Origin of the sequence: Leclercia adecarboxylata (assembly GCF_006874705.1) — a bacterium.
Lineage (GTDB): Bacteria > Pseudomonadota > Gammaproteobacteria > Enterobacterales > Enterobacteriaceae > Enterobacter > Enterobacter adecarboxylatus_C.
Genome location: NZ_CP035382.1, coordinates 4644822 through 4658563, shown reverse-complemented (window position 1 = coordinate 4658563; position 13742 = coordinate 4644822). Strand labels below are relative to the sequence as shown.

The 13742-nt window shown below is 56.6% G+C and carries 14 protein-coding genes; 8 read left to right on the top strand and 6 right to left on the bottom strand.

Features of this window, described 5'->3' with window-relative positions:
• Positions 1-33 precede the first annotated feature (33 nt).
• From ES815_RS23240 to rnd, 3 genes are all read left to right on the top strand, one after another.
• Positions 34-627, top strand: coding sequence for a Slp family lipoprotein (locus ES815_RS23240; RefSeq protein ID WP_142489926.1), 594 nt, complete (start codon positions 34-36; stop codon positions 625-627).
• Between the two features lie 204 nt (positions 628-831).
• Complete coding sequence (fadD, locus tag ES815_RS23235; protein WP_142489925.1) at positions 832-2517, top strand: long-chain-fatty-acid--CoA ligase FadD; 1686 nt, start codon at positions 832-834, stop codon at positions 2515-2517.
• Positions 2518-2591: 74 nt separating this feature from the next.
• A complete protein-coding gene (gene rnd, locus ES815_RS23230; RefSeq protein ID WP_142489924.1) occupies positions 2592-3719 on the top strand; it encodes a ribonuclease D in 1128 nt (375 codons plus the stop codon).
• A 91-nt stretch (positions 3720-3810) separates the two neighbouring features.
• On the opposite strand, the gene minE is transcribed toward rnd, so the two are convergent.
• From minE to minC, 3 genes are read right to left on the bottom strand one after another with little or no spacing between them, the layout of a single operon-like run.
• Positions 3811-4080 (bottom strand): cell division topological specificity factor MinE, encoded by a 270-nt coding sequence (gene minE, locus ES815_RS23225; protein WP_032611475.1) that lies wholly within the window; start codon positions 4078-4080, stop codon positions 3811-3813.
• Between the two features lie 3 nt (positions 4081-4083).
• Positions 4084-4896: a septum site-determining protein MinD gene (gene minD, locus ES815_RS23220; protein ID WP_142489923.1), complete on the bottom strand. Its 813-nt coding sequence runs from the start codon at positions 4894-4896 to the stop codon at positions 4084-4086.
• Positions 4897-4919: 23 nt separating this feature from the next.
• Complete coding sequence (minC, locus tag ES815_RS23215) at positions 4920-5612, bottom strand: septum site-determining protein MinC (RefSeq protein WP_142489922.1); 693 nt, start codon at positions 5610-5612, stop codon at positions 4920-4922.
• 125 nt (positions 5613-5737) lie between these two features.
• Here minC and ES815_RS23210 point away from each other — a divergent pair, with 125 nt between their 5' ends.
• The 3 genes from ES815_RS23210 to ES815_RS23200 all read left to right on the top strand — a co-directional run bounded on the left by ES815_RS23210 (position 5738) and on the right by ES815_RS23200 (position 7257).
• Positions 5738-6013 (top strand): YcgL domain-containing protein, encoded by a 276-nt coding sequence (locus ES815_RS23210; protein ID WP_142489921.1) that lies wholly within the window; start codon positions 5738-5740, stop codon positions 6011-6013.
• Positions 6014-6060: 47 nt separating this feature from the next.
• Complete coding sequence (locus tag ES815_RS23205) at positions 6061-6720, top strand: fumarylacetoacetate hydrolase family protein (protein WP_142489920.1); 660 nt, start codon at positions 6061-6063, stop codon at positions 6718-6720.
• A 93-nt stretch (positions 6721-6813) separates the two neighbouring features.
• Complete coding sequence (locus ES815_RS23200) at positions 6814-7257, top strand: YcgN family cysteine cluster protein (RefSeq protein ID WP_142489919.1); 444 nt, start codon at positions 6814-6816, stop codon at positions 7255-7257.
• A gap of 98 nt (positions 7258-7355) precedes the next feature.
• Here ES815_RS23200 and dsbB read toward each other — a convergent pair whose 3' ends face one another.
• Entirely contained in the window at positions 7356-7886 is a 531-nt protein-coding gene (dsbB, locus tag ES815_RS23195; RefSeq protein ID WP_142489918.1) for a disulfide bond formation protein DsbB, read from the bottom strand.
• A gap of 142 nt (positions 7887-8028) precedes the next feature.
• Positions 8029-9567: a sodium/proton antiporter NhaB gene (gene nhaB, locus ES815_RS23190; RefSeq protein ID WP_142489917.1), complete on the bottom strand. Its 1539-nt coding sequence runs from the start codon at positions 9565-9567 to the stop codon at positions 8029-8031.
• 198 nt (positions 9568-9765) lie between these two features.
• Here nhaB and fadR point away from each other — a divergent pair, with 198 nt between their 5' ends.
• Complete coding sequence (gene fadR, locus ES815_RS23185) at positions 9766-10485, top strand: fatty acid metabolism transcriptional regulator FadR (protein WP_142489916.1); 720 nt, start codon at positions 9766-9768, stop codon at positions 10483-10485.
• 102 nt (positions 10486-10587) lie between these two features.
• On the opposite strand, the gene ES815_RS23180 is transcribed toward fadR, so the two are convergent.
• Entirely contained in the window at positions 10588-12120 is a 1533-nt protein-coding gene (locus ES815_RS23180) for a SpoVR family protein (RefSeq protein WP_142489915.1), read from the bottom strand.
• Positions 12121-12443: 323 nt separating this feature from the next.
• Here ES815_RS23180 and ES815_RS23175 point away from each other — a divergent pair, with 323 nt between their 5' ends.
• A complete protein-coding gene (locus ES815_RS23175; protein WP_142489914.1) occupies positions 12444-13742 on the top strand; it encodes a D-amino acid dehydrogenase in 1299 nt (432 codons plus the stop codon).

The following is a 13742-nucleotide window of genomic DNA, read 5'->3' as shown; positions in this document are numbered from 1 at the left end:
CAGTATCAGAGCCTGAGAAAAAGGAGTCGCATCATGGCGGTTCAAAAATATGTCGTTCGTCTGCTGACCGTCGGGGCGCTGGCCCTGGCATTAACAGGATGTGTCTCTGTCCCTGATGCGATCAAGGGCAGCAGCCCGACACCGCAGCAGGATCTGGTCCGGGTGATGAACGCCCCGGAACTGTACGTCGGCCAGGAAGCACGCTTTGGCGGCAAAGTGGTGGAGGTGATGAACCAGCAGGGGAAAACCCGTCTGGAAATTGCCACCGTTCCGCTGGACAGCGGCGCGCGGCCGATGTTGGGTGAAGCCTCACGCGGGCGCATCTATGCCGATGTGAACGGTTTCCTCGACCCGGTAGACTTCCGTGGCCAGCTGGTCACCGTCGTCGGCACCATCACCGGCGCGGAGCAGGGCAAAATTGGCAACACGCCGTATAAATTTATGACCCTGCAGGCCAACGGCTATAAACGCTGGCGAGTAGTGCAGCAGGTAGTGATGCCGCCGCAGCCTATCGATCCCTGGTACTGGGGCCCGCATCCGTGGCGCTATGGATATGGCTACGGCTATGGCGGCTGGCCAGGTTATGGTCCCGGACCGGCTCAGGTTCGGACGGTGGTAACAGAGTAAATATCTGTTATGACTGAAGAAGAAACAGCGGCCCTGCCGCTGTTTCGTTTTTTTTATCGCTATAACAAAAATAAATAGTGACGCGCTTCGCAACCTTAAATCCGGACAATTAATAAACTGGTACGCTGAGTTAATATTATGTTAACGACTTGTTTATTAACCGGGGCTGTGATGACGACGAACACGCATTTCAGAGGTGATGTAGTGAAGAAGGTTTGGCTTAACCGTTATCCTGCGGATGTGCCTGCAGAGATCAATCCTGACCGTTATCAATCCCTGGTTGAACTGTTTGAAAACTCCGTGACGCGCTACGCCGATCAGCCTGCGTTTGTGAACATGGGTGAGGTGATGACCTTCCGTAAGCTGGAAGAGCGCAGCCGGGCGTTTGCGGCCTACCTGCAACAGGGTTTAGGCCTGAAAAAAGGCGACCGGGTCGCGCTGATGATGCCGAACCTGCTGCAATATCCGGTGGCGCTGTTTGGCATTCTGCGCGCCGGGATGATCGTGGTTAACGTTAACCCGCTGTATACCCCGCGCGAGCTGGAGCATCAGCTGAACGACAGCGGCGCAGCGGCAATTGTGATTGTCTCGAACTTCGCGCACACCCTCGAGAAAGTGGTCGACAAAACCCAGGTGAAACACGTCATTCTGACGCGGATGGGCGATCAGCTCTCCACCGCCAAAGGGACGCTGGTGAACTTCGTCGTCAAGTACGTCAAACGTCTGGTGCCTAAATATCACCTGCCGGACGCCATCTCCTTCCGCCGGGCGCTGCACAACGGCTACCGCATGCAGTACGTGAAACCGGAACTGGTGCCGCAGGATCTGGCCTTCCTGCAGTACACCGGGGGGACCACCGGGGTGGCGAAAGGGGCGATGCTGACCCACCGCAACATGCTGGCGAACCTCGAGCAGGTGAACGCCACCTACGGGCCGCTGCTGCATCGTGGCAAAGAGCTGGTGATCACCGCGCTGCCGCTCTATCACATCTTCGCCCTGACCATGAACTGCCTGCTGTTTATCGAGCTTGGCGGGCAGAACGTCCTGATCACCAACCCGCGCGATATTCCGGGGCTGGTCAAAGAGCTGGCGAAATATCCTTTCACCGCCATGACCGGGGTGAACACCCTGTTTAACGCGCTGTTGAATAACAAAGAGTTCCAACAGCTCGACTTCTCCACCCTGCATCTGTCGGCGGGCGGTGGGATGCCGGTGCAGCAGGCGGTGGCCGAGCGTTGGGTCAAACTTACCGGGCAGTATCTGCTGGAGGGCTATGGCCTGACCGAGTGCGCCCCGCTGGTGAGCGTGAACCCGCACGATATCGACTACCACAGCGGCAGCATCGGCCTGCCGGTGCCCTCCACCGAAGCCAAACTGGTGGATGATGAAGATAACGAAGTGGCGCATGGTGAACCGGGTGAACTGTGCGTGAAAGGGCCGCAGGTGATGCTGGGCTACTGGCAGCGTCCGGATGCTACCGATGAAATCATCAAGGACGGCTGGCTGCACACCGGGGATATCGCGGTGATGGATGACGAAGGTTTCCTGCGCATCGTCGATCGCAAGAAAGACATGATCCTGGTCTCCGGGTTCAACGTCTATCCGAACGAGATCGAAGACGTAGTGATGCAGCACAACGGCGTGCTGGAAGTGGCTGCAGTAGGTGTTCCGGCGGGCAGCAGCGGTGAAACGGTGAAAATCTTTGTGGTGAAAAAAGATCCGTCCCTGAGTGAAGAGGCGCTGATCACCTTCTGCCGTCGCCAGCTGACCGGCTACAAAGTGCCGAAACTGGTGGAGTTTCGCGACGAACTGCCCAAATCGAACGTCGGGAAGATATTACGACGAGAATTACGTGACGAAGCGCGCGCCAAAGTAGACAATAAAGCCTGAGCTTCGTGTTAGTCACCCAAAGACGCTGGCCATGCCGGCGTTTTTTTATGGGCGCAAACCAAAGAGAATATGATTTGAATTACCAGATGATCACCACCAACGACGAGCTGGCTTCGCTGTGCGATGTCACCCGTGACGCACCCGCCATTGCGCTGGATACCGAGTTTGTGCGGACCCGCACCTATTACCCGCAGCTGGGTCTGATCCAGATGTATGACGGAAAAAATGTGTCGCTTATCGACCCGCTGGGGATCACCGACTGGGCGCCGATGCGCGAGTTGCTGCTGAATACCGCCATCACCAAATATCTGCATGCCGGCAGTGAAGATCTGGAAGTTTTCCTTAATACCTTCGGCATCATGCCGGAGCCGCTGATCGACACCCAGATCCTCGCCGCCTTTGCCGGTCGTCCGCTGTCCTGGGGCTTTGCCGCCATGGTGGAAGAGTACACCGGGCTGGCGATCGACAAGAGCGAGTCCCGCACCGACTGGCTGGCTCGCCCGCTGACGGAACGCCAGCTCGACTACGCGGCGGCGGATGTGTTCTACCTGCTGCCGATCGCCGGTCAGCTGATGAAAGAGGCCGAAGCCTCCGGCTGGCTGCCTGCCGCCCTGAATGAGTGCCGGATGACGCAGCTGCGTCGTCAGGAGATCACCGATCCGAAAGAGGCGTGGCGCGACATCAGCAATGCCTGGCAGCTGCGCACCCGCCAGCTGGCCTGTCTGCAGCTGCTGGCCGACTGGCGTCTGCGTAAGGCGCGCGAGCGCGATCTGGCAGTGAACTTTGTGGTGCGTGAAGAGCATCTGTGGGCCGTGGCGCGTTACATGCCGGGTAGCCTGGGCGAGCTGGACAGCATCGGGCTTTCCGGTTCGGAGATCCGCTTCCACGGTAAAACCCTGCTGGCGCTGGTGGAGAAGGCGCAGGCGTTGCCGGAAGAGGCATTGCCGCAGCCGCTGTTAAACCTGATGGATATGCCGGGTTATCGCAAAGCGTTTAAGGCGATCAAAGCCCTGGTGCAGGAAGTGGCGGCGGAAAGTAAAGTCAGCGCCGAGCTGCTGGCCTCACGTCGTCAGATCAACCAGCTGCTGAATGCGCACTGGAAGCTGAAACCGCAGAATGGTACGCCGGAACTGATGGCAGGCTGGCGCGGAGAACTGATGGCCGATCGCCTGAATGCGTTGCTGGAAGAATATCCGCAGTAACTGGGCTCTGTAACCCCCGGCGGCGCGATGCTTGCCGGGGCTACAAATCCGTAGGCCGGGCAAGCGTCGCGCCGCCCGGCAACAACCACGGTTAAGAACGCGACTCTTCCGCTTCCGGCAGGGTCACGTTGAGCTCCAGAATCGAGATATCCCCGTCCTTTTGCTCCAGCTGTACGGTCACCATTTCCGGGTCAATCTGCACATACTTGCAGATCACTTCCAGAATGTCTTTACGCAGCTGCGGCAGGTAGTGCGGTTCCGCGTCGCTGCGGCGGCGTTCTGCCACGATGATCTGCAGACGCTCTTTTGCGATGTTAGCGGTGCTTTTTTTCCGCGAGAGAAAAAAGTCCAGTAATGCCATAACTTATCCTCCGAACAGGCGTTTGAGGAAACCTTTCTTCTCTTCTTCTATGAAGCGGAAAGGACGTTCTTCTCCGAGCAGACGATCTACCGTGTCCGCATACGCTTTACCGGCGTCTGCGTTAGCGTCGAGGATAACCGGTTCACCCTGGTTAGACGCGCGCAGCACGGATTGATCTTCCGGGATGACGCCAACCAGTTTGATGCGCAGGATCTCCAGCACGTCTTCCATACTCAGCATATCACCTTTATTGACACGACCCGGATTATAACGGGTCAGCAACAGGTGCTCTTTAATCGGTTCTTCGCCATTTTCCGCACGGCGGGATTTCGAGGCGAGGATCCCTAAAATACGGTCGGAGTCGCGCACGGACGACACTTCCGGGTTGGTGGTGATGATGGCTTCATCGGCGAAGTAGAGCGCCATCAGCGCGCCGGTTTCGATGCCCGCCGGTGAATCGCAGACCACGAAATCGAACTCCATTTTTTTCAGCTCATCGAGCACTTTTTCCACGCCTTCACGGGTCAGCGCATCCTTGTCGCGCGTCTGCGAAGCGGGAAGAATATAAAGGTTGTCGGTACGTTTATCTTTAATCATCGCCTGATTCAGCGTGGCGTCACCCTGAATCACGTTCACAAAATCGTACACCACGCGGCGTTCACAACCCATAATCAGGTCAAGGTTACGCAGGCCGATATCGAAATCAATAACGACGGTTTTCTTTCCCTTCTGGGCCAAACCAGTAGCGATGGCCGCGCTGGAGGTGGTCTTGCCAACGCCTCCTTTACCCGAAGTAACAACAATAATGCGTGCCATAGAAATTCCTTGTTAAAAAGGGATCAATTCAACGGTTGAACGGTCAAAGCGTTGTCTGCCAGGCGCAGACGTGCCGCTTTGCCAGAAAATTCGGCCGGGATGTTATCACTCAGCCAGTAAACACCTGCGATGGAGACCAGCTCCGCCTCCAGGTGGGTACAAAAAATTTGCGCATCGCGATCGCCGCTGGCACCCGCCAGCGCACGGCCTCGCATTGAGCCATAAATATGGATATTGCCATCCGCAATCAGCTCCGCCCCCGCGCTGACGTGGTTGGTCACAATCAGGTCACAGTTTGGCGCATAAATGCGCTGACCGGAACGCACCGGCAGATCAATCAATCGCGTTTTTGTGACAGGAGTAACAGGGACTTCAGGTGGGGCAGGGGGCTCTGCGCGTGGGGCTTTATCTTTGCCTTCGTTCAGCAGCGGAAGACCCGCCCGATCGATTTCGGCTTTCAGTTCAGCGTCTTTGCAGCCGCTGATGCCCACAATTCGCAGGCCGGTGGCGGTGACCGCCTGCTGCAAATGGTGCCAGTTAACCGGCGCTTCGAGGCCGCTTACGTTGATGACCACGGGCGCATGTTTCAGAAATGCGGGCGCCTGGGCGATTTTGTCTTCTAACGCCTGACGAATAACCTCGGGTTTTGCTTCATGCAAATGAACCACTGATAAGGTGAAGCTACTGCCTTTAAGCTCGATGGGCGTGTTTGACATCCTGGCCTTACTCAATTTGCTTTTACCACGACGTGCGCGCCGTGATATTCCGAAGAGTATCAGGCATGTTATAGTCACAATTATATTGAGGCAAGTCACCCTCCCGCTTAATTCAGAGTAAATATATGTTTTGTGTGATCTACAGAAGTACCCAGCGCGACCAGACCTACCTGTATGTCGAAAAAAAGGACGATTTCTCCCGCGTGCCTGAGGCACTGCTGAAAAGCTTCGGTAAGCCGCAGCTGGTGATGCTCATGCCCCTCGACGGGCGTAAGCAGCTGAGCAACGCCGATCTGGAAAAAGTAAAAACCGCATTGACCGAACAGGGCTATTATTTACAACTCCCTCCACCGCAAGAGAATTTACTCAAACAGCATCTCGAGGCGCAGGGGAAAAAATAGTTTAAGAATTATCTGTCAGCGTCACATTAACCGTTCAGGGGACGTATATGTATCAACATCATAACTGGCAAGGAGCCTTACTGGATTATCCGGTAAGTAAAGTCGTCTGCGTAGGAAGTAATTACGCAAAGCATATTCAGGAAATGGGAAGCGCGATTCCGGACGAGCCGGTGCTGTTCATTAAACCGGAAACGGCGCTCTGTGATATCCGCCAGCCGCTGGCATTACCCCAGGGGCTTGGCTCGGTTCACCACGAAGTGGAGCTGGCGGTGCTGATCGGCGCCACGCTGCGTCAGGCTTCTGAAGATCATGTGCAGAAGGCGATTGCCGGTTATGGTGTGGCGCTGGATCTGACCCTGCGCGATGTGCAGGGCAAAATGAAGAAAGCGGGCCAGCCGTGGGAAAAAGCCAAAGGTTTTGATAACTCGTGCCCGATCTCCGGATTTGTCCCGGTATCGGAGTTTCAGGACGATCCGCAGAACACCACCCTGAGCCTGAAGGTGAACGGCGAGGTGCGTCAGCAGGGCACCACCGCCGACATGATCCATAAGATTGTGCCGCTGATTGCCTATATGAGTCGTTATTTCACCCTCAAACCGGGCGATGTGATCCTCACCGGCACCCCGGAAGGGGTGGGTCCACTCTCCGGCGGCGACGAGCTGGAAGTGGCCGTTAACGGCCTGTCGCTGAAAACCCGCGTGCTGTAATCCCCGCTTGCCGCCCCTTTTGGGCGGCAAAACTTGCATCGAGGTGCCAGACTGGTTATAAGGTGCGCTTTATTTTGACGTGTGGACATCCTTATGAGCGAAATCCCTTTCTGGCAAAGCAAGACTCTCGACAACATGACCGACGCCGAGTGGGAATCGCTGTGCGATGGCTGCGGGCAGTGCTGTCTGCATAAGCTGATGGATGAAGACTCGGACGAAATCTATTTCACCAACGTCGCCTGCAATCAGCTGAACATCAAAACCTGCCAGTGCCGAAACTACGAGCGCCGCTTCGAGTTAGAGCCGGACTGCATCAAGTTGACCCGCGATAACCTGCCGACCTTTGAATGGCTGCCGCCGACCTGCGCCTATCGTCTGCTGGCGGAAGGGAAAGACCTGCCGAAGTGGCACCCGCTGCTGGCCGGTTCTAAAGCGGCGATGCACGGCGAGCGAATTTCTGTGCGCCACATTGCGGTGCGGGAATCAGAGGTGCGCGACTGGGAAGACCATATTATGAATCACCCAAACCGCGCATAATAAAAAACCCGCCTCGGCGGGTTTTTTATTGCCGGGTGGCGCTGCGCTTACCCGGCCTACAACACCGTAGGCCCGCGCAAGCGAAGCGCCGCCGGGCATTAGCGCCCAAACAGATCGCGTTTTTTCGGTTTAAACGGCTGGGCAATCAGCACCAGCAGCGCTACGACCAGATAGGCGGCGAAAATGCCCACCAGCCACTGCGGCATCTCAAGGGTCAGGAACTCCCACTGACGCACGGAGCAGTCACCGCTTGCCACGAATACCTGCGGCAGCCACTTATCCAGCGGCAGCCAGCTCGGGAAGCGGGCGGCAAAATCGCAGGTCTGAAACGGCGACGGATGCAGCTGGATCATGGTGTGCTCCCAGGCCAGCTGCAGGCCTTTTCCGGCGCTGTAGAGCCAGATGGCAATCGCGCCGTAGCGCAGCGGGCTTTTCGGCGCGATGGCGCCGACCAGGCCTGCGCCCATCACGCCAAACAGCGCGCTGCGTTCATAGATACACAACACACAGGGCTTCAGCAACATCACATGCTGGAACCACAATGCCACCATTTCGAGCGCGAAGGCGGTCAGGGCCAACAGCAACCACGCTCCGCGTCCACGCGAGCATTGGTTCAAAAATTTCAACATAATCATTTCCCTGGAACAGGTATAGAAAGCGCAGTGTAAACGAAAACAATTTGCGCGCCAGTCTCGGCACGCAAAATATAACGTAATCGGATATTTATCATTCGTCAGTGCAGCCGGGTAATAAATTACCCGGCTGACTCACTTAATGCGTCGCCAGTATACCCGTCTGTAACATCCATTGGGTAAAAGGAATGAGGGTAATTTTGACGCACAACAAACCGACGCAGGTTAATACCACCGTATAGGGCAGAGCCATCCACACCATCCGGCCATAAGAGAGTCTTATCAGCGGCGCCAGCGCCGAGGTGAGCAGGAACAGGAACGCCGCCTGGCCGTTTGGCGTGGCGACGGAGGGCAGGTTGGTCCCGGTGTTGATCGCTACCGCCAGCAGTTCAAACTGTTGCTGGTTTATCGCCCCGCTCTGTAGCGCGGTTTTGGCCTCATTGATATAGACCGAGCCGACAAACACGTTATCGGAGATAGCCGACAGCAGGCCGTTAAACAGATAGAAGAGCGACAGCTGGGCATCTTGCTCGGCCTGTAGCACGTAGCGGATGATCGGCGCAAACAGCTGCTGGTCGACTATTACCGCCACCACCGCGAAAAAGACCGCCAGCAGGGCAGTAAAGGGCAGCGCTTCGGTAAAGGCTTTGCCGATAGCGTGCTCGTCCGTCACGCCGGTGAAGGAGGTCGCCAGGATGATCACCGACAGGCCAATCAACCCCACCTCCGCCAGATGAAACGCCAGGGCGATAATCAGCCAGACGCCAATCATCCCCTGAAAAATCAACGCCAGCTTCTGTTGACGGGTCCGCTGGCTGCGGCTCTCATCATCGTAACGCTGCAATACTTCGCGAACCTGAGTCGGGAGCAGGGTGCCGTAACCAAACCATCTGAATTTCTCCACCAGCCAGCAGGTCAGCAGGCCGCACACCAGCACCGGCACGCTGACCGGGGCCACCCGCAGGAAAAACTCGGTAAAGTTCCAGCCCACGGCTTTGGCGATGATCAGGTTCTGCGGCTCGCCGACCATGGTCATCACCCCACCCAGCGCGGTGCCCACGCCGGCGTGCATCATCAGGCTGCGCAGGAAGGCGCGAAACTGCTCCAGCACCTCGCGCTGTTTGTTATCAACCTTGCTGTCATCATGCAGGTTATCTTCCGGCTGGGCGGAGGCCACCCGGTGATAGATCCCGTAGAAGCCGACGGCGACGCTGATCACCACCGCCACCACCGTCAGGGCATCGAGGAAGGCCGATAAAAAAGCGGCCGCGATGCAGAAGGCCAGCGACAGCATCGTTTTCGAGGGGATACTCAGCAGCAGGCGGGTGAAGATAAACAGCAGCAGCTGCTTCATAAAGTAGATCCCGGCCACCATAAACATCAGCAGCAGGAGCACTTCCAGATTCGACGCCAGCTCCTCTTTCACATGCTCTGCGCTGGTCATGCCGATCGCCACCGCCTCAAAGGCCAGCAGGCCGCCCGGCAGCAGGGGATAACATTTCAGCGCCATCGCCAGGGTAAAGATGAACTCGGCGACCAGTAACCAGCCTGCGGCAAACGGGCTCACGAGAAAGATAAGAGGATTGATAACCAGAAAAATAATAAGAGTCAGTTTGTACCAGTCAGGCGACTGGCCTAAAAAATTGCGCCAGAAGGCGCGGCTATAAGACATTTCCACAACAGATTTCCTTGCCCGTCACATAATTACGTTTTAAGTATACGCAAACTGACACATGGAGGGGGCGTCAGGCCTGACTTTTAAATGATAAAAATAAAACGGCGATCCCTTTTTTCTCGCCTCGCTGCGCTATCTGCCTCTGCCTGCCTCTGGTATGATGAGTGAATTTTGTAAAAAGCAGTTAATGGAAAACTCACTATGGTCATAAAGGCGCAAAGCCCGGCGGGTTTCGCGGAAGAATACATTATCGAGAGCATCTGGAATAACCGATTCCCCCCTGGCTCGATACTTCCCGCAGAACGCGAACTCTCTGAACTGATTGGCGTCACACGTACCACCTTACGTGAAGTGTTGCAGCGACTGGCCCGCGATGGCTGGCTGACGATCCAACACGGCAAACCGACCAAAGTGAATAACTTCTGGGAAACGTCGGGCCTGAATATTCTTGAAACGCTGGCGCGCCTCGATCACGAGAGCGTACCGCAGCTGATCGATAATCTGCTCTCAGTGCGTACCAACATCGCCACCATCTTTATCCGTACGGCGTTTCGCCAGCATCCGGATAAGGCGCTGGAAGTGCTGGCCCGTGCTACCGCCGTGGAAGATCACGCCGATGCCTTCGCCCTGCTGGATTACAACGTCTTCCGCGGCCTGGCTTTTGCCTCCGGCAACCCGATCTACGGCCTGATCCTCAACGGCATGAAAGGGCTCTATACCCGCATCGGTCGTCACTACTTCGCCAACCCGGAAGCCCGGAGCCTGGCGCTCGGCTTCTACCATAAGCTGAGCGAGCTGTGCTCTGAAGGGTTGCACGACCAGGTGTACGAAACCGTGCGTCGCTACGGTCGTGACAGCGGCGAGATCTGGCACCGGATGCAGAAGTCCCTGCCGGGCGACCTGGTGATTCAGGGGCGCTAAAATAAAAAACCTCTCGCTTGAGAGGTTTTTTTTCGCCCGATGTCTGGATTTCGTAGGCCGGGTAAGGCGTAGCCGCCACCCGGCAAAACAGGCCGCACCGAACTACAACATATTGCCTTTCACCGGGCACCGCTCCAGCAGCTCCACGCTGCCGTCTTCGTTCTGCTGCTCAAGCATAATGTCAAAGCCCCACAGGCGGTGCACATGCTTCAGCACTTCCTTGCGCCCTTTATCCAGCGGCGCGCGGTTGTGCGGAATATAGCGCAGCGTCAGGGAGCGATCCCCGCGCAGATCCACATTCCAGACCTGAATATTCGGCTCAAGGTTGCTTAAGTTGTACTGGGCCGAGAGGCGGGAGCGGATCTCACGATACCCCTCTTCATTGTGGATCGCCGAAATCTCCAGGTAGTTGTTGTGATCGTCATCCAGCACCGTAAACAGGCGGAAATCACGCATCACCTTCGGCGACAGGAACTGGCTGATAAAGCTCTCATCCTTGAAATCGCGCATCGCGAAATGGAGCGTCTCCAGCCAGTCGGACCCGGCGATATCCGGGAACCAGTATTTATCCTCTTCCGTCGGGTTCTGACAGATACGCTTGATGTCCTGGAACATGGCAAAGCCCAGCGCATACGGGTTAATGCCGCTGTACCACGGGCTGTTGTAAGGCGGCTGGAACACCACGTTGGTGTGGCTGTGAAGGAACTCCAGCATAAAGCGTTCTGTCACTTTGCCTTCGTCATACAGGTGGTTAACGATGGTGTAGTGCCAGAAGGTCGCCCAGCCTTCGTTCATCACCTGAGTCTGTTTTTGCGGATAGAAGTACTGGCTCACCTTACGCACGATGCGCAGGATCTCACGCTGCCACGGCTCCAGCAGCGGGGCGTTCTTCTCCATAAAGTAGAGCAGGTTCTCCTGCGGCTCGGAAGGGTAGCGGCGCGCTTCCACTACCGTTTTCTCTTCTTCACGTTTCGGCAGGGTACGCCACAGCGTATTCACCTGGCTTTGCAGATACTCTTCGCGGCTTTTCTGCCGGGCTTTCTCCTCCTGCAGGGAGATCTTCTGCGGACGTTTGTAGCGATCCACGCCGTAGTTCATCAGCGCATGGCAGGAGTCCAGCAGCTTTTCGACCTCATCCACGCCGTAGCGCTCTTCGCACTGGGTGATGTAGTTACGGGCAAAGATCAGGTAGTCGACAATCGAACTGGCATCGGTCCAGCTGCGGAACAGGTAGTTATTTTTGAAAAACGAGTTATGTCCGTAGCAGGCGTGGGCCATCACCAGCGCCTGCATGGTGATGGTGTTCTCTTCCATCAGGTAGGCAATACAGGGGTTGGAGTTGATAACGATCTCATACGCCAGCCCCTGCTGACCGTGTTTATACAGCCGTTCGGTTTCAATGAATTTTTTGCCAAACGACCAGTGGGTATAGTTAATGGGCATCCCGACGCTGGAGTAAGCGTCCATCATCTGTTCGGAGGTAATGACTTCAATCTGATGGGGATAGGCATCCAGACGGTAGAGTTTCGCCACCCGGTCAATTTCCGCCAGATAGGTGTCCAGCAGCTCGAATGTCCAGTCGGGTCCATCGCTCAGACGTGTGGTGTCCTTATTCATGGAATCAATAGTAGCCATTAGCGCGCCCTCATTGTTGGTAGCTCTCTCTGTCTGGAGAACCTCTTTTCAAGCATAGAACACGCCATTCAAAAGCGTGCTGGCACGCTATTTTTTTCTTTGCGATTTCCCGTTTTCCACATGACAAAAAAAGGGTGTCTCTCAGCATAATATGCTGGTTAAAAATGCCGCGCAGCAGGAGATGCCAAAACCGCGCTGCCCGCGTCAGCAGGGGAAGGTGTGAGTTATGTCACCATAAAAAAGGCCTATGTTGAATAATATTTTCAGCTGGGTTATCAATATGTAATCAGAAGATTGTTCTTTTGCTTATTAAGGGAGTGGCTATGCGTGTTGTCATACTGGGAAGTGGCGTCGTTGGCGTAACCAGCGCCTGGTACCTGAGTCAGGCCGGGCACGACGTGACCGTCATCGATCGTGAGCCGGGTCCGGCGCTGGAGACCAGCGCCGCCAATGCCGGGCAAATTTCTCCGGGCTATGCGGCGCCCTGGGCGGCCCCGGGTGTGCCGCTGAAGGCGATTAAATGGATGTTCCAGCACCATGCGCCGCTGGCGATCAGTCTCGACGGCACCCAGTTTCAGCTCAAGTGGATGTGGCAGATGCTGCGCAACTGCGACACCTCACACTATATGGAAAACAAAGGGCGGATGGTGCGTCTGGCGGAGTACAGCCGCGACTGCCTGAAAGCGCTGCGCGCCACCACCGGCATTCAGTATGAAGGCCGCCAGGGGGGCACGCTGCAGCTGTTCCGCACCGCCCAGCAGTACGAAAACGCCACCCGCGATATCGCCGTTCTTGAGGATGCCGGGGTGCCGTATCAGCTGCTGGAAGCCAGCCAGCTGGCGCAGGTCGAACCGGCGCTGGCGGAGGTCGCCCACAAGCTCACCGGCGGCCTGCGTCTGCCCAATGACGAAACCGGCGACTGCCAGCTCTTCACCCAGAATCTGGCCCAGATGGCCGAGCAGGCGGGGGTCAAATTCCGCTACAACACCTCAGTCGATAAGCTGCTGTACGAAGGGGAGAATATCTACGGCGTGCTGTGCGGCGAAGAGGTGGTAAAAGCCGACGCCTACGTGATGGCCTTCGGCTCTTACTCCACGGCGATGCTGAAGGGCATCGTCGATATTCCGGTCTACCCGCTGAAGGGTTACTCGCTGACGATCCCGGTGAAAGAGGACAGCGGGGCCCCGGTTTCAACTATCCTTGATGAAACATACAAAATCGCGATCACCCGTTTTGACAATCGGATCCGCGTGGGAGGAATGGCGGAAATCGTCGGCTTTAACACCGAGCTGCTGCAGCCGCGTCGGGAAACGCTGGAGATGGTCGTGGGCGACCTCTTCCCGCGGGGCGGTTATATCGAACAGGCGACCTTCTGGACCGGGCTGCGCCCGATGACCCCGGACGGTACGCCGGTGGTGGGCCGCACCCCGTTTAAGAACCTGTGGCTCAACACCGGGCACGGTACGCTGGGCTGGACGATGGCCTGCGGTTCAGGGCAGTTGCTCAGTGATTTGATCTCCGGGCGCACACCGGCTATTCCGTTTGATGATTTAAGCGTCGCGCGCTACCGTCCGGGGTTCACTCCGTCACGTCCACAGCATTTACACGGCGCGCATAACTAA